Source organism: Kitasatospora sp. NPDC057738 (genome assembly GCF_042798815.1).
Taxonomy (GTDB): Bacteria; Actinomycetota; Actinomycetes; order Streptomycetales; family Streptomycetaceae; genus Kitasatospora; species Kitasatospora lactacystinica.
In genome coordinates this window covers 86,927-110,797 of the sequence record NZ_JBHVJT010000017.1, presented here as the reverse complement: position 1 = coordinate 110,797, position 23,871 = coordinate 86,927, and the positions used below count along the sequence as shown (strand labels likewise).

At 71.1% G+C, this 23,871-nt stretch carries 23 protein-coding genes and 1 riboswitch; of the genes, 14 read left to right on the top strand and 9 right to left on the bottom strand.

Annotated features, from left to right (window positions below):
- Positions 1-107: 107 nt before the first annotated feature.
- Entirely contained in the window at positions 108-695 is a 588-nt protein-coding gene (locus tag ACFVGO_RS12100) for a CGNR zinc finger domain-containing protein (protein WP_359904503.1), read from the top strand.
- On the opposite strand, the gene sodX is transcribed toward ACFVGO_RS12100, so the two are convergent.
- The gene (gene sodX, locus ACFVGO_RS12095) at positions 692-1,054 is read right to left on the bottom strand and encodes a nickel-type superoxide dismutase maturation protease (RefSeq protein ID WP_380631482.1); all 363 of its coding nucleotides are present in this window, start codon (positions 1,052-1,054) and stop codon (positions 692-694) included. The genes ACFVGO_RS12100 and sodX overlap by 4 nt on opposite strands.
- A gap of 273 nt (positions 1,055-1,327) precedes the next feature.
- On the opposite strand from sodX, the gene sodN reads away from it, so the two are divergent.
- From sodN to ACFVGO_RS12055, 8 genes are all read left to right on the top strand, one after another.
- On the top strand, positions 1,328-1,723 hold the full coding sequence (sodN, locus tag ACFVGO_RS12090) for a superoxide dismutase, Ni (RefSeq protein WP_045699892.1): 396 nt from the start codon (positions 1,328-1,330) through the stop codon (positions 1,721-1,723).
- Between the two features lie 88 nt (positions 1,724-1,811).
- Positions 1,812-1,962, top strand: a riboswitch (cobalamin riboswitch).
- Between the two features lie 107 nt (positions 1,963-2,069).
- Positions 2,070-3,134 (top strand): FecCD family ABC transporter permease, encoded by a 1,065-nt coding sequence (locus ACFVGO_RS12085; RefSeq protein ID WP_380355828.1) that lies wholly within the window; start codon positions 2,070-2,072, stop codon positions 3,132-3,134.
- Between the two features lie 86 nt (positions 3,135-3,220).
- Positions 3,221-3,970, top strand: a complete 750-nt coding sequence (locus ACFVGO_RS12080) for an ABC transporter ATP-binding protein (protein ID WP_380355833.1) — start codon at positions 3,221-3,223, stop codon at positions 3,968-3,970.
- Between the two features lie 28 nt (positions 3,971-3,998).
- Positions 3,999-4,991, top strand: coding sequence for an ABC transporter substrate-binding protein (locus tag ACFVGO_RS12075; protein WP_359904511.1), 993 nt, complete (start codon positions 3,999-4,001; stop codon positions 4,989-4,991).
- 87 nt (positions 4,992-5,078) lie between these two features.
- Complete coding sequence (locus ACFVGO_RS12070; RefSeq protein ID WP_359904514.1) at positions 5,079-5,462, top strand: nuclear transport factor 2 family protein; 384 nt, start codon at positions 5,079-5,081, stop codon at positions 5,460-5,462.
- A 10-nt stretch (positions 5,463-5,472) separates the two neighbouring features.
- A complete protein-coding gene (locus tag ACFVGO_RS12065) occupies positions 5,473-5,949 on the top strand; it encodes a GNAT family N-acetyltransferase (RefSeq protein ID WP_359904517.1) in 477 nt (158 codons plus the stop codon).
- Between the two features lie 188 nt (positions 5,950-6,137).
- The gene (locus tag ACFVGO_RS12060; protein WP_359904520.1) at positions 6,138-6,548 is read left to right on the top strand and encodes an anti-sigma regulatory factor; all 411 of its coding nucleotides are present in this window, start codon (positions 6,138-6,140) and stop codon (positions 6,546-6,548) included.
- A gap of 180 nt (positions 6,549-6,728) precedes the next feature.
- Positions 6,729-7,742, top strand: a complete 1,014-nt coding sequence (locus tag ACFVGO_RS12055) for a SigB/SigF/SigG family RNA polymerase sigma factor (RefSeq protein WP_380355824.1) — start codon at positions 6,729-6,731, stop codon at positions 7,740-7,742.
- A 64-nt stretch (positions 7,743-7,806) separates the two neighbouring features.
- Here the strand turns inward: ACFVGO_RS12055 and ACFVGO_RS12050 are convergent, their stop codons facing one another.
- A complete protein-coding gene (locus ACFVGO_RS12050; protein ID WP_359904526.1) occupies positions 7,807-8,235 on the bottom strand; it encodes a hypothetical protein in 429 nt (142 codons plus the stop codon).
- A gap of 50 nt (positions 8,236-8,285) precedes the next feature.
- Here ACFVGO_RS12050 and ACFVGO_RS12045 point away from each other — a divergent pair, with 50 nt between their 5' ends.
- Together ACFVGO_RS12045 and ACFVGO_RS12040 are read left to right on the top strand one after the other, a co-directional pair.
- Complete coding sequence (locus tag ACFVGO_RS12045) at positions 8,286-9,257, top strand: diacylglycerol kinase family protein (protein WP_359904529.1); 972 nt, start codon at positions 8,286-8,288, stop codon at positions 9,255-9,257.
- A 369-nt stretch (positions 9,258-9,626) separates the two neighbouring features.
- Positions 9,627-9,878, top strand: coding sequence for a WhiB family transcriptional regulator (locus ACFVGO_RS12040; protein ID WP_014138019.1), 252 nt, complete (start codon positions 9,627-9,629; stop codon positions 9,876-9,878).
- A 573-nt stretch (positions 9,879-10,451) separates the two neighbouring features.
- On the opposite strand, the gene ACFVGO_RS12035 is transcribed toward ACFVGO_RS12040, so the two are convergent.
- The 7 genes from ACFVGO_RS12035 to ACFVGO_RS12005 all read right to left on the bottom strand — a co-directional run bounded on the left by ACFVGO_RS12035 (position 10,452) and on the right by ACFVGO_RS12005 (position 20,312).
- Positions 10,452-11,972: a PAS domain-containing sensor histidine kinase gene (locus ACFVGO_RS12035; protein WP_359904532.1), complete on the bottom strand. Its 1,521-nt coding sequence runs from the start codon at positions 11,970-11,972 to the stop codon at positions 10,452-10,454.
- 499 nt (positions 11,973-12,471) lie between these two features.
- Positions 12,472-13,557, bottom strand: coding sequence for an SIS domain-containing protein (locus ACFVGO_RS12030; protein ID WP_359904534.1), 1,086 nt, complete (start codon positions 13,555-13,557; stop codon positions 12,472-12,474).
- Positions 13,558-13,796: 239 nt separating this feature from the next.
- Positions 13,797-15,077 (bottom strand): extracellular solute-binding protein, encoded by a 1,281-nt coding sequence (locus ACFVGO_RS12025; RefSeq protein ID WP_359904537.1) that lies wholly within the window; start codon positions 15,075-15,077, stop codon positions 13,797-13,799.
- A gap of 456 nt (positions 15,078-15,533) precedes the next feature.
- Entirely contained in the window at positions 15,534-17,087 is a 1,554-nt protein-coding gene (locus tag ACFVGO_RS12020) for a glycoside hydrolase family 3 protein (protein ID WP_359904540.1), read from the bottom strand.
- A 6-nt stretch (positions 17,088-17,093) separates the two neighbouring features.
- Complete coding sequence (locus ACFVGO_RS12015) at positions 17,094-17,924, bottom strand: carbohydrate ABC transporter permease (RefSeq protein WP_380548221.1); 831 nt, start codon at positions 17,922-17,924, stop codon at positions 17,094-17,096.
- Complete coding sequence (locus tag ACFVGO_RS12010) at positions 17,921-18,946, bottom strand: carbohydrate ABC transporter permease (protein WP_380355817.1); 1,026 nt, start codon at positions 18,944-18,946, stop codon at positions 17,921-17,923. Before ACFVGO_RS12010 ends, ACFVGO_RS12015 begins: the two co-directional genes overlap by 4 nt.
- A 91-nt stretch (positions 18,947-19,037) precedes the next feature.
- Positions 19,038-20,312, bottom strand: a complete 1,275-nt coding sequence (locus ACFVGO_RS12005; RefSeq protein ID WP_359904549.1) for an extracellular solute-binding protein — start codon at positions 20,310-20,312, stop codon at positions 19,038-19,040.
- A gap of 337 nt (positions 20,313-20,649) precedes the next feature.
- Here ACFVGO_RS12005 and ACFVGO_RS12000 point away from each other — a divergent pair, with 337 nt between their 5' ends.
- The 3 genes from ACFVGO_RS12000 (at position 20,650) to mctP (ending at position 23,713) form a co-directional block, all read left to right on the top strand.
- The gene (locus ACFVGO_RS12000; RefSeq protein WP_355261095.1) at positions 20,650-21,441 is read left to right on the top strand and encodes a GntR family transcriptional regulator; all 792 of its coding nucleotides are present in this window, start codon (positions 20,650-20,652) and stop codon (positions 21,439-21,441) included.
- Between the two features lie 398 nt (positions 21,442-21,839).
- Positions 21,840-22,103: a DUF3311 domain-containing protein gene (locus ACFVGO_RS11995; RefSeq protein ID WP_359904550.1), complete on the top strand. Its 264-nt coding sequence runs from the start codon at positions 21,840-21,842 to the stop codon at positions 22,101-22,103.
- On the top strand, positions 22,100-23,713 hold the full coding sequence (gene mctP, locus ACFVGO_RS11990) for a monocarboxylate uptake permease MctP (protein ID WP_359904553.1): 1,614 nt from the start codon (positions 22,100-22,102) through the stop codon (positions 23,711-23,713). The genes ACFVGO_RS11995 and mctP overlap by 4 nt, the downstream gene beginning before the upstream one ends.
- The last annotated feature ends 158 nt before the right edge of the window (positions 23,714-23,871 follow it).

Below are 23,871 nucleotides of genomic sequence, written 5' to 3'. Positions count from 1 at the left end.
GCTCCTGCCGGGCGCCGACGCCCTCCCGCCAGGGAAAAGAGGCCGGAGCTCCGCCCGGGTAATAGGCTGGAGGCAGTCAGCCCGTTACCGAACCTGGAAGGACCCCTGTGGAGCTCGCCGCCTACGCCGATCTCGCCGTTCGGCTGGTGAACACCGAGGAGCCCGAGCGCGGCACCGACACGCTGACCTCCGTGGAGGCCGTGCGCGGCCTGTTCTCCGACTCCGCGCGGGCCGCAGCGCTCGCCGACGAGTCCGACCTGCCCCGGCTGCGGGCGGTGCGGACCCGGCTGCGCGGGGTCTTCGAGGCCGCCGCGGAGGGGGACGAGATCCGCGGCGTCGACCTGCTGAACAGCCTGCTGATGGAGTACCCGGTCAGCCCGCTGGTCTCCGGGCACGACTACCTGGACGACGCCGGACGACCGCGCTGGCACCTGCACCTGGCCGACAACTCCCCCACCGCCACCGCGCACTTCACCGCGGTCGCCTGCATGGGCCTGGCCGTCCACCTGACCGAGCTGGGCGCCGACCGGCTCGGCATCTGCCAGGCCGCGCCCTGCCGCAACGCCTACCTGGACACCTCGACCAACCGCTCCCGCCGCTACTGCTCGGACCGCTGCGCTACCCGCGCCAACGTGGCCGCCTACCGGGCCCGCAAGCGCCAGGAGGCGGAGGCGGCGGCCCGGGGCGGGTCCTAGACGTCCTCCACCCAGGCACCGAGCCGGCGGGCGAGGCCCGGCACCCGGGCCAGCCGCGGGGTGAGCAGCAGCCGCTCCAGCCGGCGCCCCGGCGCCAGCCAGACCGGGCTCGGGCGCAGCCGCAGCAGCACCCGGCCGAGCACCAGCTCGTCCGGCACGGCGCCGTAGCTGCGGCTGTCGCTGTCCACCGGGCGGTTGTCGGAGAGCAGCCACCAGCCCGTGGCCCGGCGCTCGGCGGCCCGCTTCACCACCAGCAGGTCCTGCTGGAAGGGGTGCCGGAAGACCACCACCGCGCCCGGCCGGATCGGCGCGCCGTAGCGGACCAGCAGTTGGTCGCCCTCGCGCAGGGTCGGGGCCATCGACGGCCCCGCCACGTCGACCAGTCCGAACGGCAGCGCGCCGCCCCGGTCCGGCCCCCCGGCCCCGGCGTCCTGCGGTCGCGTGCTCCGCGCCACGACTCCTCCTCCTGCTCCGCCCGCCCCCAGTCTGCCGTACGGACCGTCACCGGTCCGATGTCCGGATTACCCCGGTTCCTGGTCCGTCTTTTGCCCTAGGCCCGCCGCCCGATCGCGAAACGGCGAGGCCGGAAGGGTAATCTCGGGCGCGGGAAGACGATCTAAGGAAGGACTCCCATGTTCTCTCGTCTGTTTGCACCTCGCGCCACCGCCCACGCCCACTGCGACCTGCCCTGCGGCGTGTACGACCCGGCGCAGGCCAAGCTGGAGGCCGAGTCGGTCAAGGCCACCCAGGAGAAGTACCAGGCCAACGAGGACCCGCACTTCCGCGCCCGCGCCATCATCATCAAGGAGCAGCGCGCCGAGGCCGTCAAGCACCACATCTCGGTGCTGTGGAGCGACTACTTCAAGGCCCCGCACTTCGAGAAGTACCCGCAGCTGCACCAGCTGATCAACGACACCCTGAAGGCCGCCTCGGCCGCCAAGGCGTCCACCGACCCGGCCACCGGCCAGGCCCTGCTGGACCTGATCGCCGAGGTCGACAAGATCTTCTGGGAGACCAAGCAGGCCTGAGCCTGACGCGTCGCCACCCGACCGCCCCCGTCCGCACCGCCGGACGGGGGCGGTCGCGCGTTCCCGGCCCGCCCAGGGCCGGTAAGGGTTGCCTGCCCTGAGTGGCTGTTATGCTGCCAGGGCGTCCGAGGGGGAAGTCCGGTGTGAATCCGGCGCTGACCCGCAACGGTGAGCACGGCCCGTACCAGCCCGTACGGCCCGCGCCAGCCCGATCGCCCCCGGCCGCTGAACTCCCGACAACTCGCCGCGGACTGCGAGGGGAACGGCGCCCAGGCACGCCTTCGGCCGGCGCCCGCCCCGGCGCACCCGCGGCCCGAGGCAAGGCGCACCCGTGGACCGTGCAGTCGTGGACCGTGCAGTCGGCCCGCCCACCCGTCGAATACCCGTCGTCCCGCTCGCCGCCGGCCTCGTCGCCGCCCTGCTGCTGTCGCTGCTCTGCGGGGTCGCCCTCGGCTCCTCCGGACTCGGCCTGCCCCGGGTGCTGCGGCTGCTGGGCGCCGGGCTGACCGGCGGACGGCTGGACGCGGACGAGGCGGCCGCGTACGCGATCGTCTGGGAGATCCGGCTGCCGCGCACCGTGCTGGCCGCCGTCGTCGGCGCCGGACTCGCCGCCTGCGGGGTCGCCGTCCAGGCCCTGGTGCGCAACGCGCTGGCCGACCCCTTCGTGCTCGGCATCTCCTCCGGCGCGGCCGTCGGCGCCAACGCCGTCCTGCTCTTCGGCGCCTTCGCCTCGCTCGGGGTGTGGGCGATCTCCGCCTCCGCCTTCGGCTCCGCGCTGGCCGCCATGACGCTCGTCTACCTCGCCGCCCGCACCGCGTACGGACTCACCCCGCTGCGCCTGGTGCTCACCGGCACCGCGCTGTCCTACGGCTTCTCCGCCGCCACCACCCTGATGGTCTTCGCCGCCGACCGCGGCGAGGCCGCCCGGGACGCCATGATGTGGCTGCTCGGCAGCCTCGGCGGCGCCACCTGGGGCAAGGTGCCGATCGCCGCCGTCACGGTGGTGGCCGGCCTCGCGTACCTGGCCTGCGCCGCCGGACGGCTGGACGCGCTCGCCATGGGCGACGAGACCTCCGCCTCGCTCGGCGTGGACCCGGACCGGCTGCGCCGCGAGCTGTTCGTGGTGACCGCCGCCGTCACCGGCACCGTGGTCGCGGTCAGCGGGGCGATCGGCTTCGTCGGGCTGCTGATGCCGCACCTGGCGCGGATGCTGGTCGGCGCCGGGCACCGCCGGGTGCTGGTGATCGCGCCGCTCGCCGGGGCACTGCTGCTGGTCTGGGTGGACATCGCCTCGCGCACCCTGCTGGCACCCGCCGAACTGCCCGTCGGGGTGTTCACCGCGGTGCTCGGCGTGCCCGCCTTCCTGCTGATGATGCGCCGCCGCGGCCAGGCCCTCGGAGGAACCCGGTGACCGACGTGACCACGGCGACCGACCCGACCGGCCCGGCCGCGCCCGACCCGGCGCGGGCCCAGGACCTCGCCGTCGACGCCGTCTCGGTGGAGCTGGCCGGCACCCGGCTGGTCCACGAGGTGAACCTGGCGGCCGCCGCCGGGCAGGTGGTCGGGCTGGTCGGCCCGAACGGCAGCGGCAAGTCGACCCTGCTGCGCTGCGTCTACCGGGTGCTGAAGCCGGCCGGCGGCGTGGTCCGGCTGGCCGGCGACGACCTGCACGCCCTGAGCGCCCGCGACACGGCCCGCCGGGTGGCCGCGCTGACCCAGGAGCACTCCGCCGAGTTCGACTTCACCGTCGCCGAGGTGGTCGCCATGGGCCGGCTGCCGCACCGCCGCGGCTTCGGCTCCCCGGCCGACGGGGACGCGGAGCGCTGCGCCGGGGCGCTGCGCAAGGTCCGGGCCGGGCACCTCGCCGAGCGCGGCTTCCTGAGCCTGTCCGGGGGCGAGAAGCAGCGGGTGCTGTTCGCCCGCGCGCTGGTCCAGGAACCGCGCCTGCTGGTGCTGGACGAACCCACCAACCACCTCGACATCGCCCACCAGTTGGAGGTGCTGGCGCTCGCCCGCGAGGCCGGCCCGACGGTGCTCACCGCGCTGCACGACCTCAACCTGGCGGCCGGCCACTGCGACCTGGTCTACGTGCTGCGGGCCGGGCGGATCGTCGCCTCCGGCCCGCCCCACGAGGTGCTCCGCCCCGCCCTGCTGGCCGAGGTGTTCGGCGTCCGCGCCACCCCGGTGCGGCACCCGGAGACCGGCGCCCTCCAGCTGCTGTTCGACCGGCTCGCCCCCTCCTCCTGACCCGTCCCGCCTGCCCAGAGGAACCACCTTGCGCACCAAGGCCGTTGCCACCGCCGCCCTGCTCGTCCTCGGACTCACCGCCTGCGGCGCCGAGATCGCCCCGAAGGAGGCCGCCACCGCCTCCGCCCACTACCCGGTGACGGTGGACAACTGCGGGCAGAAGCTCACCTTCGCGCAGAAGCCCGCCCGGGTGGTGACCAACGACGTCAACATCACCGAGCTGATGCTCTCCCTCGGCCTCGCCGACCGGATGGCCGGCTACGTGATGCCCGACGACAAGGGCCGGATCGACAAGGTGGCCTGGAAGGACGGCTACCAGCAGACCACCTGGCTCTCCAAGAAGGTGCTCACCAAGGAGATCGCCCTCGACGCCCGGGCCGACCTGGTCCTCGCCGGCTGGCACTACGGCTTCGACGAGGGCGCCGGCGTCACCCCGCAGGCCTTCAAGGCGCTCGGCGTCGACTCGTACGTGCTCAGCGAGTCCTGCCGCAGCGGCAAGGGCACCGAGCGCGGCGTGATGGACCCGCTGGAGGCCCTCTACACCGACCTGGCCAACCTCGGCGAGATCTTCGACGTCAAGGACCGCTCCGACCGGCTGATCGCGGACTTCAAGGCGCAGATCGCCGCCGTCCCGCAGCCCGAGCGCCGCCCGTCCGTCTTCCTGTACGACAGCGGGCAGGACAAGCCGTACACCGCCGGGAAGTTCGCCGCCGCCAACGAGATCATCGCCAAGGCCGGCGGGAGCAACATCATGGGCGACCTCGCCGACACCTGGGTCACGGCCGGCTGGGAGGGCGTGGTGCAGCGCGACCCGGAGGTGATCGTGATCAACGACTACGCGACGCCCGGGGCCGAGGAGAAGCGGAAGTTCCTGAAGTCCTTCCCGCCGCTGGCCAACGTCTCCGCGGTCAGGAACGACCGGATCTTCGTCATGGACTACGTCGACCTGGTGGAGAGCCCGCGCAACCCGGCCGCGGTCGGCGCGCTGGCCGAGTACCTGCGCACCGTGCCGGCCCGCTGACGGCCCCCGGTCCGCTCCTCCGGGGCGGTGGCCGCGGGCGTACGCTCAAGGTACGAGCCGACGGAACCCGACCGGAGGAGCGAGATCATGACCACGATGGCGACCCCCGGCGCCTTCGACACCCGCGCCCTGCGCGAGGGCATCGAGCGCTGCGACGCCGAGACCCTCCTGGCGCTCTACGCGCAGGACGCCGAACTGCGCATGGTCGATCGCAAGACCCAGCCCAGCCACCCCCTGGTGATGCACGGCCGGGAGGAGATCGGCGCCATGCTGGACGACGTCTACGGCCGCGAGATGACCCACAAGCTGGAACAGGTGGTGGTCCAGGGCGACCACGCCGCCTTCCTGGAGTCCTGCCGGTACCCCGACGGCGTCCGGGTGCTGATGTCCTCGATGGCCGTGCTGCGGGACGGCCGCATCGTCGACCAGACCTCCGTCCAGGCCTGGGACGAGACGGGTCCCGAGCAGTAGGCTCACAGGCATGATCCGCACCGCCGTCGCCACCGACGTTCCCGTCATCCACGCCATGATCCGCGAACTCGCGGACTACGAGCAGGCCCTGCACGAGGCGAAGGCCACCGAGGAGCAGCTGCACGACGCCCTGTTCGGCGAGAACCCGGCCCTGTTCGGGCTGATCGCCGAGGACGAGGCCACCGGCGAGCCGGTCGGCTTCGCGGTGTGGTTCCGCAACTTCTCGACCTGGCGCGGCACTCACGGGATCTACCTGGAGGACCTGTACGTCCGTCCGCAGGCGCGCGGCGGCGGCCACGGCAAGGCGCTGCTGCTGGAGCTCGCCCGGATCGCCGTCGAGCGCGGCTACTCCCGGGTCGAGTGGTCGGTCCTGGACTGGAACCAGCCCTCGATCGACTTCTACAAGGCGATCGGCGCGGTGCCGATGGACGAGTGGACGGTCTACCGGCTCACCGGCGAGGCCCTGGCCGAAGCCGGGCGGCGCTGAACGGCCGTCCGGAGACCGGCGAAAGGGTCTGCCACCCTGCGTCGCAATGCCTTACCATGAGTAACTCCCGAACCGGGGTGCGGAGGGCAGAGCGATGGTGGATGCGTGACGCCGGGCCCCCTACGGGGGTAGCAAGCGGTAACAAGCGGGGTACCAAGAAAGCACAGCGCGCCACCCAGGAGGCAAGGGTGTCCCAGATCGACGGCGATCTCGGTGTTCAGGACTTCGTGGAGGTCCGGCTGCCCGCAGCGGGGGCCTACCTCTCCGTCCTGCGAACAGCGACGGCCGGGTTGGCGGCCCGGCTGGACTTCACGCTCGACGAGATCGAGGATCTGCGGATCGCGGTCGACGAGGCCTGCGCCATCCTGCTCCAGCAGGCGGTGCCCGGGTCCGTACTGTCCTGCGAGTTCCGGCTGGTCGGCGACTCGTTGAAGGTCACCGTCTCGGCCCCGACCACCGACGGCAAGGCCCCCGAGCGGGACACCTTCGCCTGGACGGTGCTCTCCGCCCTGGCCGGCGAGGTCGACTCCTCGGTCGGCGCGGACAAGACCGTGTCGATCAGCCTGAACAAGAAGCGCGGCGGGTCCCCCGCCCACTAGCCGGGCGCCGGACCGAACCGCACGACCGAGCAGCACCGAGCACCACCCGCGCAAGGGCCGTCCGCCGCTCCCCCGACCGGGGTTCCGACGGACGGCTCCCGGTACCGCCACCCACGCGGTACGACCAACGAGACGATTCCGGGGCCACCGGCCCCGGTGCTCCCGGAACGGAACGGGGGAATGGCCGTGAGTGATCTGGACCGTACCGGCCTCGCGACGGCGGGACCCGCCGTACCGACCCAGGCGAGCGTTCCCGGCCTCGCCGCCAACGACGAAGCGCACCCGAAGGACGCCCAGCGGATGAGCCACCCCACCGAGCCGACGTCCGAGCCGACGCCTGCCTCCGTGCCCCCGCCGGACCCGGCGGGCGAGACGGACCCGGCGGTCGAGGCCGAGCCGCACAGCGCCGTGCCCGCCCAGGGCTCGCACCGCACCGGCGCCCCGGACCGGGAGGCCGCCCGCGCGCTGTTCGTCCGGCTGTCCGCACTGCCCGAGGGCTCCCCGGAGCGCGTCGAGCTGCGCAACCAGCTGGTGCGGATGCACATCCCGCTGGTCGAGCACCTGGCCCGGCGCTTCCGCAACCGGGGCGAGCCGCTGGACGACCTGACCCAGGTCGCCACCATCGGCCTGATCAAGTCCGTGGACCGCTTCGACCACGAGCGCGGGGTCGAGTTCTCCACCTACGCGACGCCGACCATCGTCGGGGAGATCAAGCGGCACTTCCGCGACAAGGGCTGGGCGGTGCGGGTCCCGCGCCGCCTCCAGGAGCTGCGGCTGTCGCTCACCACGGCGACCAGCGAGCTCTCCCAGCGGCACGGCCGCTCCCCCACGGTGCACGAGCTGGCCGAGCACCTGGGGATCTCGGAGGAGGACGTCCTGGAGGGCCTGGAGTCCGCCAACGCGTACTCCACGCTCTCGCTGGACGTGCCGGACAGCGACGACGAGTCGCCGGCCGTCGCGGACACCCTGGGCGCGACCGACGAGGCGCTGGAGGGCGTCGAGTACCGCGAGTCGCTCAAGCCGCTGCTGGCCCAACTGCCGCCCCGGGAGCAGAAGATCCTGGTGCTGCGGTTCTTCCGGAACATGACCCAGTCGCAGATCGCCGCCGAGGTGGGGATCTCCCAGATGCACGTGTCCCGGCTGCTCGCCCGGACCTTGGCCCAGCTGCGGGAGAAGCTCCTGGTGGAGGAGTAGGACTGACGGCCGCTCAGCTCCTGCTCGGCGGCCGTCCGATCCCCTGCCCCGGCCCTGTACGCCCCTAGTTCTCGGACGGGGCGTACAGGGCCGCCGTCGACTTCGGGTTCAGCAGGCAGCCGATGCCCACCAGGCCGAGCACGCCGATCAGCACGCCGAACACGATCGCCGTGCCGCCGCTCTCGAACATGTAGTAGGCGACCGGCAGGCAGATCGAGTTGGTCAGCACCGCCGGGCTGCGGCCCCAGCGGCGCTCCTTGAGCAGTGCGAGGGCGGCCAGCACCGGCAGCACGCCGAGCAGCACGATGACCGCTCCGCCGAACTCGTTGAGGGCCAGCTGCTTGGCCTGGCCGGACAGTGCGGCCACCATGTCCAGGACGCCGACGACGGCCAGCGCGATGCCCTCCAGGGCCGTGATGGCGGCGCCCAGGGTCAGGGAGGCCGGTCGGCCGGCGCCGGCCGTGGGTGCGGGTGCGGAGGTTTCTGCGGTCACTCCAGCAGGGTAGCCGCCGGTCGGTCCGTACCGACCCGTAGGCTTTCCCCATGCGCGCTCTCCTGGTCGTGAACCACAAGGCCACCACCACCAGTGGCCGGACCAGGGACGTCCTGATCCACGCCCTGCGCAGCGATCTCAAGCTGGAGGTCGCCGAGACCCAGTACCGGGGCCACGCGCGCGACCTGGCCCGCGGGGCGGCGGAGGACGGCACGGTCGACCTGGTGGTGGCGCTGGGCGGGGACGGCACCGTCAACGAGGTGGTGAACGGGCTGCTGGCGCACGGCCCGGGCGAGAAGGTCCCGCGACTGGCCGTGGTGCCGGGCGGTTCGACCAATGTGTTCGCCCGCGCGCTGGGCCTGCCCAACGACCCGGTCGAGGCGACCGGTGCCCTGCTGGACGCGCTGGAGCACGGCCGGGAGCGGCCGATCGGGCTGGGCAAGGCGATGACCGACGGCCTGCCGGACCGCTGGTTCACCTTCACCGCCGGCCTCGGCTTCGACGCCGGTGTGGTCGGCCGGGTCGAGGAGCAGCGCCGGGCCGGGCGCAAGTCCACCCACGCCCTGTACGTCGGCCAGGCCCTGCGGCACTACTTCACCCAGCGTGAGCAGCGCCGCTCCGGCCCGATCTCCCTGGAAATGCCGGGCCGCGAACGGGTTCCGGGCCTGGTGCTGTCGATAGTCAGCAACACCTCGCCCTGGACCTTCCTCGGCAACCGGCCGGTCTACCCCTCACCGCTCGCCTCCTTCGACACGGATCTGGACGTCTTCGGCATCACCCGGATGACGGCGTTCGGCACGGCTCGAACGGTCCGTCAGATCCTGCGGTCGTACGCGCCTTCGGGTGACGGCGCCCCTCCGATGGGCCCTTCCGGGAAGCACGTCGTCTCCTATCACGACGTCAGACACTTCACCTTGGTTTCGGAGGAACCGGCGCCGTTCCAGGTCGACGGGGACCATCTTGGAGACAGGAGTCGCGTCAGTTTCACAGGCGTACGGCGGGCACTGCGTGTGATTGTGTGACTGGAAGGGGGGTTCCTCCTTCTTCTCGAACGCACAAGCCCCCTTCACTCCATAGAAGTACTGGCTGTGAGCTAGGCGACACCGAAGAATCCAAAATTCCTCCCCGAAGGGGGTTGTATCCGAGCCCGAGGTTTGCGAACCTCTACATGGCGATCGGGACACATCGCAGCGACGGCAACTCCGGAACCACAGGAGCGCCGACCGCGGGGTGTCCCTCGAATCGCCGAATCCCCCCCAGCACAGACCACCCGGGCCCGACGGGCCTTTGGTCTCTTTTGCTGTTGCGGGATTCGTGAAAGCGTTCACATTCACAAGCCATTCGATTGTGCCGATCGGGCCACCCCCCGCGGCAGGAGGAGTTGGACGACCATGGACTGGCGCCACCGCGCTGTCTGCCGCGAAGAGGACCCGGAGCTGTTCTTCCCGATCGGGAACACCGGTCCTGCTCTGCTGCAGATCGAGGAAGCCAAGGCCGTGTGCCGCCGCTGTCCGGTGATGGAGCAGTGCCTCCAGTGGGCGCTCGAGACCGGCCAGGACGCCGGCGTCTGGGGCGGCATGAGCGAGGACGAGCGTCGCGCGATGAAGCGCCGCGCCGCCCGCAACCGGGCCCGCACCGCCTGATCGCCCAGCGATCACACGCCGTAGCACCAGCAGTGACCGCAGTACCGATCGACACATGATCAAAGGCTTCCCTGCACCTCCTGGTGAAGCCTTCCGCACAAAGGACCTTGCCCTGCCGGGTCCCGCGACACCGGACCCGCCCAGACACTTGATACTGTTCACTGAGAGCAATATCGTGGAGCTGTGGCGCTCACCGTGTGCAACGCACCGGCGAGGTGTCGCACCACCCAGAGCCCCCGCTCCGGCCGACTCCCCCCGACGGCCGGAACGGGTTGAGAGGCCCTGTCGACCCACCCCCCCCGGTCGACAGGGCCTCGTTTCTGTTTCCGCACCCCGGTCGGGCACGCCGGTCGGGCATCCCGACTCGGCGTCCCGGTTGCGCGTCCGGCCCCACGCTCTGGTTCCGCACTCCGGAGTGCGGAGCGCGGACCCGGCGCTTGATCCGAGCACGCGCCCCCGCCACACACCTTCGCGCGTGTCCGTACGCCTTCGCGCCACGGATTCCCGGCGGGATCCCGCCGGACCGGGCCACAGCGGACCGGGCCTCGCGCACCGGGCCTCGCGCACCGGACCTCAGCGGACCGGGATCTCCAGGACCACCTTGGTCCCGCCGTCCGGGCCGGCCACCATGTCGAAGGTGCCGCCCAGCTCACCGGTGGCCAGCGTCCGGACGATCTGCAGCCCGAGGTTGCCCGCCGTCTTCGGGTCGAAGCCCTCCGGCATGCCGCGGCCGTCGTCCTGCACCGTGATCAGCAGGTACTCCTCCGGCCGGGCGCCACCGTTCCAGCTCTCCGACCAGCCCGCGCCGGTCGCCGGCGCCCGCCCGCGCAGGGCACTGACCTCCAGGTTCCCGGAGGCGGTCGGTCCGAACGCGTGTTCAAGGGCGTTCTGGAGCAGCTCGGTCAGCACCATCGACAGCGGGGTGGCCACCTCGGCGGACAGGATGCCGAAGCTGCCGGTGCGCCGGGTCGCCACCCGGCCGTCCTGGGACAGCTCCATCACCATCGCCAGCACCCGGTCGGCGATCTCGTCGAAGGCCACCTGCTCGTCCAGCGCCTGGGAGAGCGTCTCGTGCACGATCGCGATCGAGCCGACCCGGCGCACCGCCTCGTCCAGTGCGGCCCGGCCGGACTCCGACTCCATCCGGCGGGACTGCAGCCGCAGCAGGGCCGCGACGGTCTGGAGGTTGTTCTTCACCCGGTGGTGGATCTCCCGGATGGTGGCGTCCTTGGTCATCAGCTCGCGGTCGCGGCGGCGCAGCTCGGTGACGTCCCGGCAGAGCACCAGCGAACCGGTCAGGGTGCCCTTGGGCTTGAGCGGGATCGCCCGCAGGGTCACCACTCCCCCCTGCGCCTCCACCTCGGTCTGCCGGGGCGCCCAGCCGCTCGCCAGCTTCACCAGCGCCTCGTGGACGGCCGAGCGGGACGGCGGGGCGAGATCGGCGGTGGCCCGGCCGAGGTGGCTGCCGACCAGGTCGGTGGTGAGGCCGAGGCGGTGGTAGGCGGAGAGGGCGTTGGGGCTGGCGTAGGTGACGATGCCGTCCGCGTCCAGCCGGATCAGGCCGTCGCCGACCCGGGGGGCGGCGTCCATGTCGGCCTGCTCGACGTTGGGGTAGGGGAAGGAGCCGGCCGCGATCATCTGGGCCAGGTCGGAGGCGCTCTGGAGGTAGGTGAGCTCCAGCCGGCTCGGGGTCCGCACGGTCAGCAGGTTGGTGTTGCGCGCGATCACGCCCAGCACCTTGCCCTCGCGCCGGACCGGGATCGACTCGACCCGGACCGGGACCTCCTCGCGCCACTCCGGGTCGCCCTCGCGCACGATCCGGCCCTCGTCGAAGGCGGCGTCCAGCAGCGGACGGCGGCCGCGCGGGACGAGGTGGCCGACCATGTCGTCCTGGTAGGAGGTGGGCCCGGTGTTGGGCCGCATCTGCGCCACCGAGACGTAGCGGATGCCGTCCCAGGTGGGGATCCACAGCACCAGGTCGGCGAAGGAGAGGTCGGAGAGCAGCTGCCACTCCGAGACCAGGTGGTGGAGCCATTCCACATCGGCCCCGGTGAGGGTGGTGTGGCGGCGGACGAGTTCGTTCAGCGAGGGCACATGGCGAGGGTAGCGCCGCCGGTCCGGGCGGGGCGCGGCGGACCGGTGGGCGGGCCCTGCGGGGCCCTGCCGCACGCCCTTCGGCACGCCCTTCGGCACGCCCTTCAGCACGCCCTGCCGCACGCCCTGCCGTGCACCCTCCTGCGCGCCCTCCCGCGCACCCTCCGGAGTTGTTTAGACCAATTTTCCGAGAGGCCTGGACAACCGAGATTGGTCTAGTCCACAATGAAAGAGCACCAAGGAGAGGCCCCCGCGCAACTGCCCTGACCGCGCGCGGCCCCTCCTCGGTCGGACGCCGACGATCGAGGACCCCGCACAGTTCTCGACCGGATCCGGTGCCCGACGACAGCTCCGGGCTGCGGTGCCGCATGGGTTGAGGGTCCCGTGTCGGCGCCGTGGCCCGTAGTGTTTTCGGCCCCCCTGAACCACGTCCGGCCGCTCAGCGATTCGGCCCCGGTCCACAGCCTGTGGACCGGGGCCGAATCGCGTCCGCGGGGGCCTACCTGGTCTCGGTGACCTTCGCCAGGGCGCGCGGGGCGTCCGGGTCCTGGCCGCGGGCGATGGTGATCTCGTAGGCCAGCAGCTGCAGCGGCAGGATCTCCAGGATCGGCTGCACCTCCTCCGGCACGCCGGCCGGCAGCGCGAAGCCCGCCGAGGCGGCCTCCACCTGCGCCTGCTGCCCGACCACCATCAGGTCCGCGCCGCGCCCGCGCAGCCGGTCCAGCACCGGCTGGAGGGCCTCGCCGCCCTTGCCGTCCGGGACGATCGCGATGACCGGCGAGACGTTGTCCACCATGGCCAGCGGGCCGTGCAGCAGGTCGGCGCCGGAGAACGGGGTGGCCGGGATGTAGGTGGTCTCCATCAGCTTGAGCGCCGCCTCGCGGGCGGTCGGGTAGCCGTAGCCGCGCGAGGTGATGACCAGGCGCTGGGCGAAGCGGTAGCGCTCGGCCAGCGCCTTCACCTCCGCCTTGCGGGCCAGCACCCCGGCGGCCAGGCCCGGCAGCTCCTCGGCGGCCGAGCCTCCCCCGGCCCTCGGCCGGGAGTGCCCCCATGCCTCCGCGAGGCCCTCGACCAGCAGGTAGAGCGCCAGCAGTTCGGCGGTGTAGGTCTTGGTGGCCGGCAGCGCCTTCTCCGGGCCGGCCAGCACGTCGATGTGGAACTCGGAGACCTCGGCCAGCGGCGAGGCGGCGTTGTTGGTCACCGCGAGCGTGATGGCTCCGGCCTCGCGGGCCGCCTTGGTGGAGGCCACCAGGTCGGGCGAGCCGCCGGACTGGCTGACGGTGACGACCAGGACGTCGGTGAGGTCCGGCTTGGCGCCGTACGCGGTGGTGGTGGACATCGAGGTCAGGCCGGCCGGCTTGCCGAGCAGGATCTCGATCAGGTACTTGGCGTACAGCGCGGCGTTGTCGGACGTGCCGCGCGCGGTGAGCAGGACGAAGCGCGGGTTGCGGGCGGCGATCTGCGCGGCGACCTCGCGGATCTTCGGGGCGCCCTCGTCGAGGATGCGCCGGAGGACGGCCGGCTGCTCGGCCATCTCCGCCGCCATGATCCGGCCGGGGACGGGAACGGTCTGCGGGTCGGACATCTGGGTCTGCCTCCGATGAGACGGTTCGACCCCGCTCGGGCGGCTGCCCGGCGGGGACCTCCACGGCGGCGAGTCCGCACACTCGCTGCGGTCCTTCGTGCGGCAATCCTACGGTCGCACCTGCCGCCGGGCACCTCCGTCCGCACGCCCGCGCGCACCCGGCGCGCCCCGGCGGCGCACGCCCGCGGCACGCGCCCGCACGGTCGGGAGGGGCGCGTGGCCGCGGGCGCGACGGAAGGTCAGGACGCCTTGTTGATCAGCTGGTCGATCGCGGCGTCGGCCTCCTTGGTGGCCTGGTCCACCGACTTGCCCTTGAGGATCGCGGTCAGCATGTCCGGGATGACCTTCTGCTTCTCGACCGCGGCCCAGCCGGGGGCCAGCGGGGTGAACCAGGCGTCCGGGACGGCGTTGGCCGCGGCGGCGGTGGTCGGCTTGTTCTTCAGCGGGTTCAGCTGGGTCAGGTTGTTCGGCAGGATGTCCTTGTCGGCCAGCGCCTGCTCGGACTTGGTGCTGGTGAACATCCGGATCCAGTCGGTCGCCAGCGCCACCTGCTGGGACTTGGCGGTGACGGCGAGGTCGGAGCCGCCGATGAAGGTCGGCAGCGGCTTGCCGTCGGGGCCGGGCATGGTGGCCACCTTGACGGCGTCCTTGAGGCTCGGGTCGCCGGTGACCGGGGCGGTGACGCTGGCCGCCTCGTAGCCGTTGCCGTAGAAGGACGCGGCGTGCCCGCGGGCCATCGACTCGAACTGGTTCTGCTCGTTCACCGTCAGGTCGCCCTTGTTGTACTTGCGCACCAGGTCGACGAAGTGGCTGACGCCCTGCTGGGACTTGGGGTCGTGCAGGGTGCCGTGCCAGTTGCCGGAGCTGTCGAACTTGGCGATGCTGCCGCCGTACGCGGCCACGTAGCTCATCGCGGCGTACCAGTACGGGCCGGGCAGGTAGAGCGGGGAGTAGGTCTTGTCGGCCTTGTTGCGGTCCGCGACCTTGTCCAGCGCGGCCAGCAGGTCCGCCTCGGTCTTCGGGAAGTCGGCGCTGCCGGTGGCCTGCTGGAAGGCGGCGGAGTTGTAGATGGCGACCCGGGAGCCGGCGTAGTAGGGCACGCACCAGAGCTTGTCCTGGTAGGTGCAGGTGTTGGCGAGCGCCTTGATCCAGCTGTCGGAGTTGTCGAAGGTGCTGCGGTCCACCGGGGCCAGCGCGCCGGAGAGCACGTACTTCATGGTCTCGGTGTTGCCCAGCTCGACCACGTCGGGGGCGTTGCCGTCGGCGATGGCCTTGTCGAGCTTGCCCACCTTGTCGGCCCAGCCCTGGTACACGAGCTTGAGGCTGACGTTCGGGTACCTCGCCGCGAACTCGTCGTTGACCCGCTGGACCAGGTCCGGCCAGTTCTTCTGGGCGTCGTCCATCAGCCAGACGGTGACGGTGCCGCCGGCGGCCTTCGGGTCCGCGGAACCGCCCGCGCCGCTGTCGCCCGCCGGCTTCGCGGTCGAGGAACAGGCCGTCAGACCGACTGCCAGTGCCATGGTCCCGAGCGTCGAGATGAGCTGACGCTTCTTCACGCCGTCCTCCGAGGGTTGTAGAGCCGTCTTGCCCGCCGGCAGCGTGATTGGCGCCCGCGGCGGAGAGTCCGGACAGGGGGCGGCGAAGAGCTTCGGGGTGGGCCGATACCACATCCGGCGAGGTTGAATCTCGAACCGGATGTCTGGACTCTGGCCTAGACCATAGGTGGTGTCAACGACCAAAAGCCCTCCTTGGGACGGCCGTTGCAGAGCTGTTGTACCGCGTGGCCGCCAGTTGTCGTTCCGTCACCCTAAGTGGGCCTTAAGGTGGATTTAAGGCCCACTTGAGGGAACACGGTCACTCGACGAACCCGCAGGTCAACGCCGGGGAAACGGAACGGGCCCGCCATGCGACATGCGCATGACGGGCCCGTTGGCCGACGCCCACCGGACACGGCCGGTGACGTCTCGTCGAACGGTTCAGCCGATCGCTCCCGGCTGCCCGGTGAGGACCTCCACGGCCGCCAGTCCGCAGACCCGGGCGGCGCCGTGGGTGGCGATGTGGAGCGCCCCGACCGGCTCGGACTGGGGCAGGCCCATCTCGACCACGGCGGCGTCCGGCCGGGCCGCCACCAGACGGCCCAGCGCGGCGGCCATCCACCCGTGCCGGTGCGCGTCGCGGACCACCAGCACCAGGCGGCGGCCCTCGGCGGCGGCCAGCACCTCGTCGACCAGCGCGTCCAGCAGCTCCGGCGCGGCGTCGGCCGCCGACACCTCGCGGGTGCGGGTGCCGGGGAAGCGGTCGGCCAGCATGCCCGCCACACCCCACGGGGTGACGTCGCCGACGGCGATGTTCGGCTCGTCCGAGAACGAGGCCACGTACGGGCGCTCGCTCACCGGCGGCACGGTCAGGCCCGGCGCCCGGACCACCCTGAGCGCCCGGCGCGCGGCCCGCAGACCGACCGCCAGGTCCGGCTCGACCCGCTCGCCCTGGGCCGCGATCCGGCCCCAGCTGCCCAGCGCCCGCACCCGCGCGGCCGCGTCCGCCAGCCGCTCCTCGGCGAGCCGGCCGGAGCGCACGCCCGCCACGATGGCGTCGCGCAGCATCAGCACGGTCTCCTCGTCGGCGAGCCCGCCGCCGACGCAGATCGCGTCCGCGCCGGCCGCCAGGGCCAGCACGGTGCCCTCGCCCATCCCGAAGGTGTCGGCGATGGCGCCCATCTCGATCGCGTCGCTGACGATCAGGCCCTGGTAGCCGAGGCCGCCGTCGGCCGGGGCCGCGCGCAGCAGGTCGCGCAGCACGGCCGGGCTCAGGGTGGCGGGCAGCTTCGGGTCCAGCGCCGGGATCATGATGTGGGCGGTCATCACGGCCTTGGTGCCGGCCGCGATCGCCGCCTGGAACGGGATCAGGTCACGGGCCCGCAGCACGTCCAGGTCGACGTCGATGACGGGCAGCCCGTGGTGCGAGTCCACCGCGGTGTCGCCGTGGCCGGGGAAGTGCTTGGAGCAGGCGGCCACGCCGGCCGACTGCAGGCCCTCCACCCAGGCGGCGGTGTGCCGGGCGCACAGCTCGGGGTCGGCGCCGAAGGAGCGGACCCCGATGACCGGGTTGCGCGGGTTGGAGTTGACGTCCGCGGTGGGCGCCCAGTTGTAGTTGACGCCGGCCGCGGCCAGCGCCCGGCCCAGCTCGCGGGCGACGTCCCGGGTCAGCGCCGGGTCGTCGATCGCGCCGAGCGCGAGGTTGCCGGGCCAGGACGAGCCGGAGCCCGCCTCCAGCCGGGTGACGTCGCCGCTCTCCTCGTCGATCGCGATCAGCAGGTCGGGGTTCTCGGCGCGCAGCGCACCGGTGAGCGCGGACAGCTGGTCGAGGTCGACCACGTTGCGGTCGAACAGCGCGACCGAGCCGAGGCCCGCGGCGAGGTGGCGGCGCAGCCACTCCGGCGGCTCGGTGCCGACGAAGCCGGGCTGGAGGACGGTCAGGGCGTCACGGTGCAGCTGGTCGCTGTCCGGCACGGTGGGAACGAGGATGCTCACGTTGACTCAGCCCTTCACTGCGCCGTCGGTCAGTCCGTTGACCGCCTTGCGCTGCAGGAAGATGAACAGGATCAGGATCGGCACGGCGAAGAGGGTGGACGCGGCCATGGTCGCGCCCCAGTCGGTGCCGAACGCGGTCTGGAACGAGGAGAGCCAGACCGGGAGGGTCTGCGCCGTCTCGTTCTTGTTCAACATGTTGACCAGCGGGAACTCGTTCCACGCGGTGATGAAGCCGAACAGCGAGGTCGACATCAGGCCGGGGGCGAGCAGCGGGAAGATCACCTTCACGAAGGCCTGGGTGCGGGTGCAGCCGTCCACCATGGCCGACTCCTCCAGTTCCTTGGGCACGGCGGCGATGAAGCCGCGCAGCGTCCAGATCGTGAAGGGCAGCACCATCATCAGGTAGAAGGCGGTCAGCGGCACCAGGCTGTTGAGCATCTCGTTGTCGCGGACGATCAGGTAGGCCGCGATGATCATGACCTCCCAGGGCGCCATCTGGGCGGCCATCACGACCAGGACGAAGCCCTTGCGGCCGCGGAAGCGCATCCGGGCGATCGCGAAGGCGGCCAGGGTGGCGATCACCAGCGAGCCGAGCACCGCGCCGACGGTGACGATCAGGCTGTTGCTGACGTACGTCCAGAAGTTCGGGACGTGCACGGCCCGGTCGAAGTGCTCGAACGTGCCGTTCAGCGGCAGGAAGACGGGGTCCCGGCTGACGATGTCCTTGTTCTGCTTGAACGCGGTCGAGAACATCCAGTAGACGGGGAAGATGAAGAAGACGAAGAGGACGACCGCGATCAGGTTCGGCCAGGTGCGTCCGATGAGCGAGCGCCTCACAGCTCGTCCTCCTGCTTGAGAATGATGCGGAAGTAGTAGGCCATCAGCGCGCCCAGCATCACGATGGTGAGCACCGCGATCGCGGAGCCGACGCCGAAGTGCTGCGACCCGATGCCTTCGAGGAAGGCGTGCACCGGCAGGGTGCGGGTCAGGCCGTCCGGTCCGCCCTTGTTGATCAGGTAGACCTGGGTGAAGGCCTTGAACACCCAGATGACCTCCAGGAAGGTCGTGGCCAGGAGGAAGGGCTTCATGATCGGGTAGATCACCGAGGTCCAGATCTTGCCCGAGCCGGCGCCGTCCATCCGGGCGGCCTCGTAGAGCTCCTTGGGGATCGTGGTCAGGCCCGCGTACATGTTGAACGCCACGAACGGGACCGACTGCCACACGATCAGCAGGATGATCACGAAGAAGGTGGAGTACTGGCCGCTGGTCCAGTTGAAGTGGGCCATGGCGTGCCAGCCCAGCTTGTCCAGGAACCAGTTGACGACACCGAAGTTCTGGTCGAAGAGCCAGGTGTAGACGGTGGTCGCGGCGACCACCGGCATCGCCCAGGCCAGCAGCAGGCCGACCGAGAGCAGCAGCCGCATCCGCTTGCCGAGGGTGTTGAGCAGCAGGCCGACCAGCGTGCCGAACACCATGATCAGCACGACGTTGACCAGCGTGAAGACCACCGTGCGCAGGGTGATCGACCAGAACTCCGAACTACCCAGCTGATCGGTGTAGTTGGAGAAGCCCGTCCACTCGGTCAGGTGCTGGATGAACTGCCGCCTGTTGAGGTTCTGGGCCGAGACCACCACCGTCTCGATCAGCGGCCAGACCAGCAGGACGAGGGTCGCCGCGATGGCCGGCAGCAGCAGTAGGTAGGGGGCGAACCTGGAGGCCGCACTGGGCCCGTCCGACGGTCTGCCGCTCCTCCTCGGGGTGCGCTCGGCACCGGGGGTGGTGGACTTGTCTGTCGACGCCACCACGGAATTCGTTGGTTCCGGGGACTGTGTCTGCACCCGTTCCGACTGCGCAGCCATCGTTCTCTCTTCCTTGCAAACCCGACCACGACGGAAGGCGTCGCTCCCCGACCCCCCCCCGGGAGCCGGTGAGCGACGCCGCTCGACTGCCTTACTGCTTCTGGTTGAGACGCTTCGCGATCTCGTCGTCGGCCTTCTTGGCCGCGGCGGCGTAGTCGCCGTTCAGCGCCGAGGTCAGGAAGTCCTTGATCGGGTTCGGCTCGTTCTCGACGTTGGTCCAGGTCGGAACGTTCGGAGTGGTCGCACCGTTGAGCGAGGCCGGCAGGGCGGCCTTGGCGAAGTCGCCGGTGACCTTGCTGTTGAGCGCGACCTTGTTCGGGATGAGACCCGAGGAGGCGATCAGGCCCTCGTTCTTGTCGTTCATGGCGATCTTCAGGAAGCCCTTGGCGAGCTCCGGGTTCTTGCTCTGCTGGGCGATCGCCAGGTTCGAGCCGCCGAGGAAGACGCTGGAGGGCTTGTCCGCGGTCGCGCCGGGGAGCGGGAAGTAGCCGATCTTGTCGGCGGCCAGCTCCTCGGGCTTCGGGACCTCCCAGCCGAGACCGATGATGGTGCCGATGTCACCCTTGGCGAAGACGTCCTTCTGCTGCGGGGTGGCCTCGTCCTTGTCCTTCGGCGCGGTGGTCGAGTGGCTCTGCAGCTTCTTGTAGGTCTCGAAGGCCTTCTGGGCCTCGGGGCTCGACAGGCCGCCGACCCACTTGTCGCCGTCCTTCTTGGCGAGCTTGCCGCCCTCGCTGGTCAGCAGGCCGAAGTAGGCGTACCACTCCTGGCCGGGCATGTAGAGGGCGTCGGTGACGCCCGGGACGGCCTTGACCTTGTCCAGGTCGGTGTAGAACTCGTCCAGGGTCTTCGGCGGGGTGGTGATGCCGGCCTTGGTCCAGATGTCCTTGTTGTAGGTCACCACGCGGTTGGTGAAGTACCACGGGGCGGCGTACTGCTTGCCGTCGATGATCGAGGACTCGTTCAGGTTGGCGGCCCAGTCGGCGCCACCCAGGTCGGCCTTGTCCTTGGTGATGTCGAGCAGACCACCGGTGGCCGCGTAACCCGCGGTCTGGGTGTTGCCGATCTCCAGGACGTCCACCGAACCCTCGGAGAGGGCGGCGGTGACCTTCTGGCCGATGCCGTTCCACTTCTGGGTCTGGATGTCGAGCTTGGCACCCGGGTAGGCGGCGGCGAAGTCGGCCTTGACGCTGTCCTCCCAGCCCTTGGGGGCCGAGCCGTCCATCAGCCACACGGTCAGGGTCTTGCCGTCGTAGTTCTTGGCCGCCGCGGACGAGCCGCCCTCGGTCTTCTTGCCGTCCGAGCTGCAAGCCGCCAGGCCGACGACCATTGCTGCGACGCCGACCGCCGCGATGAGCTGACGCTTCACGCCATCCTCCTGAGGGATGCCTGGGTTGCCCCCGTCGGGCGGCAGCGGCAGACCCACACAAAGCGGGGGGAAAGGTGCCGCGGACCCCATCGAACGGGTGGGGGGATTCATAGTTACCGGTCTAGTGGTGTAGACCAGCTGCCTGGAGCTTGGCCTAGACCAATGGGCCTGTCAACGGCTGTTCGACCGATCTCGACCACCCGTTATCAAGCCGACACCGCACATCGTTCATCGCGTGATGAGGTATTCGTTCCGTAGCCATACATGCAACGATGTGAGCCGTTAACGATGTGGCGGGGTCGCTGAAGGCCTCGCGAGAAGCGGGAGAACAGGTCCGATGAGCAGCGACGGGGGATCCACCGCCCAGGTCAACGACCCCGAGGTGAACAACCTCCCGACGCAGGCCGGCACCGACCCGACCGCGCGCGTCCCCAAGTACTACGGCCTGAAGCGGCACCTGCTGCAGCTCACCGAGACCCAGCCCGCCGGCACCCCGGTGCCGCCCGAGCGCGCGCTGGCCGCCCAGTTCGACACCTCGCGCACCACCGTGCGCCAGGCCCTCCAGGAGCTGGTCGTCGAGGGCCGGCTGGAGCGCATCCAGGGCAAGGGCACCTTCGTCGCCAAGCCCAAGGTCGCCCAGGCCCTCCAGCTCACCTCCTACACCGAGGACATGCGGGCGCAGGGCCTGGAGCCCGCCTCCCGGCTGATCGAGATCGGCTACATCACCGCCGACGACCGGCTCGCCCCGCTGCTCGACATCAAGCCCGGCGGCCGGGTGCTGCGGATCGAGCGCCTGCGGCTGGCCAACGGCGACCCGATGGCCATCGAGGTCGCCCACCTGTCCGCCAAGCGCTTCCCGGCCCTGCGCCGCAACCTGGCCAAGCACAACTCGCTGTACGCGGCGCTGCGCGAGGTGTACGGGGTCACCGTGGCCGAGGCCGAGGAGACCATCGAGACCACCCTGGCCAACCCCCGCGAGGCCGGCCTGCTCGGCTCCGACCTCGGCCTGCCGATGCTCCAGCTGTCCCGGCACTCCTTCGACGCCGAGGGCGATCCGGTGGAGTGGGTCCGCTCGATCTACCGCGGCGACCGCTACAAGTTCATCACCCGGCTGAAGCGTCCGGAGTAGCCGGAGCGTCCGGGCCGACGGCAGCACCCGGAGCAGCCGCACTCCCCCGCCGCACCTCGGGCGCCGGCGCGCAGGACCCGCGCGCCGGCGCCTTTCGCGTTCCGCACCGCATGAACGGTGACGGCGCCTCACGTCCCGCCTCGGCAGCGCGTTTCCGTCGTCCGGCGGTGAACAACCGGTCGGTTGCGTCCGACTGGCGGGAAGTTCCGTCAATTCCGGTGACATGGATCACCCCATGCTCTAGATTGCGCAGCCGTACTGACCTGACTGCCGATCACCGATGGTGCTGCTCGGCGGGCCCGTGCGGCGCTCGGCGCCGACCGGGCTGCGGCGCCGACGGGGAACCCTCCGGAGCGGAGCCGAAGATGCCGTCTGATCCCCTCACCCTCGAAGATGTCATGCCCGAGCCAGCCGGGAGGCCCGTCCCGGCCGTGACGCCCGAGCGGGTGCTGGCCGGCCTCGCCCTGCTGGTGCCGATCGTCGCGATGCTCTGGGTGTCCTCGTACGACAAGAGCGAACCGGCGGTGGCCGGGGTGCCCTTCTTCTACTGGTACCAGCTGCTCTGGGTGCCGGTGTCGGCCGTGTTCACGGTCGCCGCCTACCTGCTGATCACCCGGGACGAGAAGGCCCGCAAGGCGGCCCGGACGGGCGGTGCGCGATGAAGGACGTCAACGTGCCGGCCCTCGTGGTCTTCGTGCTGTTCTTCGCCCTGGTCACCGTGATGGGCTTCCTCGCCTCGCGCTGGCGCCGCGCGGACAACGCCGCGCACCTGGACGAGTGGGGCCTGGGCGGGCGCAGCTTCGGGACCTGGGTGACCTGGTTCCTGCTCGGCGGCGACCTCTACACCGCGTACACCTTCGTCGCCGTCCCCGCGGCGGTGTACGCCACCGGCGCGGCGGGCTTCTTCGCGGTGCCGTACACGATCGTCGCCTACCCGCTGGTCTTCCTCTTCCTGCCCCGGCTCTGGTCGGTCTCCCGGGTGCACGGCTACGTGACCCCGGCCGACTTCGTGCGCGGCCGGTACGGCTCGCGGCCGCTGTCGCTGGTCGTCGCGCTGACCGGGATCCTGGCCACCATGCCGTACATCGCCCTGCAACTCGTCGGCATCCAGGCCGTGCTGGACGTGCTGGGGGTCGGCGGCGGGGAGAACGCCAACTGGTTCGTCAAGGACCTGCCGCTGTTCATCGCCTTCGGCGTGCTGGCCGCCTACACCTACTCCTCCGGCCTGCGCGCCCCGGCGCTGATCGCCTTCGTCAAGGACGCCCTCGTCTACATCGTGATCATCGTCGCGGTGATCTACATCCCGATCCGGCTCGGCGGCTACGGGCACATCTTCGACGCCGCCGCGCACAAGTTCAGCGCGCCGGGCGCCAAGGGGTCGCTGACCGTCCCGCACGGCAGCCAGTGGACGTACGCCACGCTGGCCCTCGGCTCGGCGATGGCGCTGTTCATGTACCCGCACTCGGTCACCGGCGTGCTGGCCTCCAAGTCCCGCAGCACCGTGCGCCGCAACATGGCGATCATGCCCGCGTACTCGCTGATGCTGGGCCTGCTGGCGCTGCTCGGGTTCATGGCGATCGCGGCGGGCGTGGGCAAGGGCGTCAAGGGCTACAACGCCCAGCTCTCGGTGCCGCAGCTGTTCGCGGACATGTTCCCGGACTGGTTCACCGGCGTGGCCTTCGCCGCGATCGGCATCGGCGCGCTGGTGCCGGCCGCCATCATGTCCATCGCGGCGGCCAACCTGTTCACCCGCAACGTCTACAAGGACTGGCTCAAGCCCTCCGCCACCCCCGCCGACGAGACCCGGATCGCCAAGCTGGTCTCGCTGCTGGTGAAGGTCGGCGCCCTGGCCTTCGTGCTCGGCATGGACAAGCAGGCCGCGATCAACCTCCAGCTGCTGGGCGGCCTGTGGATCCTGCAGACCTTCGTGGCGATCGTCGGCGGCCTGTTCACCCGCTGGTTCCACCACTGGGCGCTGTTCGCCGGCTGGGCGGCCGGCATGGTGTACGGCACCTGGAAGGCGTACGGGATCGCCAGCCCGGCCACCAAGCACTTCGGCGGCAGCGCGGCCGGGATCCCCGGCATCGGCGAGATCGGCTACATCGGCCTGACCGCCTTCGCGCTCAACCTGATCGTCGCGGTGGCGCTCACCCTGGTGCTGCGGGCGGTCAAGGCGCCGGAGCTCCCGGACGAGACCAGGCCGTCCGACTACAGCGCCGAAGCCGGTGACGAAGAGCTGAAGAACGCGCCGGAGCCTGTAGCGGCGCACTGATTCGCGCGGTACGCGCCCTGTGATCGCGGCGCCTTCTCCGTGAACACCGGAGAAGGGGGAGCGAGCACCTGTGTTAAAAGGGATGCCCGCCCGGCACCCCCAAAACCAACCAGCACCCCGCCAGAACACCACCGAACCCAGGGAGACCGCGGCCACCG

What these genes read in the sequence shown, in the direction of transcription:
- sodX (WP_380631482.1), bottom strand. Translation starts at nt 1,054, where the DNA reads ATGGCCCCGACCCTGCGCGAGGGCGACCAACTGCTGGTCCGCTACGGC.
- sodN (WP_045699892.1), top strand. Translation starts at nt 1,328, where the DNA reads ATGTTCTCTCGTCTGTTTGCACCTCGCGCCACCGCCCACGCCCACTGC.
- ACFVGO_RS12070 (WP_359904514.1), top strand. Translation starts at nt 5,079, where the DNA reads ATGACCACGATGGCGACCCCCGGCGCCTTCGACACCCGCGCCCTGCGC.
- ACFVGO_RS12065 (WP_359904517.1), top strand. Translation starts at nt 5,473, where the DNA reads ATGATCCGCACCGCCGTCGCCACCGACGTTCCCGTCATCCACGCCATG.
- ACFVGO_RS12055 (WP_380355824.1), top strand. Translation starts at nt 6,729, where the DNA reads ATGGCCGTGAGTGATCTGGACCGTACCGGCCTCGCGACGGCGGGACCC.
- ACFVGO_RS12045 (WP_359904529.1), top strand. Translation starts at nt 8,286, where the DNA reads ATGCGCGCTCTCCTGGTCGTGAACCACAAGGCCACCACCACCAGTGGC.
- ACFVGO_RS12040 (WP_014138019.1), top strand. Translation starts at nt 9,627, where the DNA reads ATGGACTGGCGCCACCGCGCTGTCTGCCGCGAAGAGGACCCGGAGCTG.
- ACFVGO_RS12030 (WP_359904534.1), bottom strand. Translation starts at nt 13,557, where the DNA reads ATGTCCGACCCGCAGACCGTTCCCGTCCCCGGCCGGATCATGGCGGCG.
- ACFVGO_RS12025 (WP_359904537.1), bottom strand. Translation starts at nt 15,077, where the DNA reads ATGGCACTGGCAGTCGGTCTGACGGCCTGTTCCTCGACCGCGAAGCCG.
- ACFVGO_RS12010 (WP_380355817.1), bottom strand. Translation starts at nt 18,946, where the DNA reads ATGGCTGCGCAGTCGGAACGGGTGCAGACACAGTCCCCGGAACCAACG.
- ACFVGO_RS12000 (WP_355261095.1), top strand. Translation starts at nt 20,650, where the DNA reads ATGAGCAGCGACGGGGGATCCACCGCCCAGGTCAACGACCCCGAGGTG.
- ACFVGO_RS11995 (WP_359904550.1), top strand. Translation starts at nt 21,840, where the DNA reads ATGCCCGAGCCAGCCGGGAGGCCCGTCCCGGCCGTGACGCCCGAGCGG.
- mctP (WP_359904553.1), top strand. Translation starts at nt 22,100, where the DNA reads ATGAAGGACGTCAACGTGCCGGCCCTCGTGGTCTTCGTGCTGTTCTTC.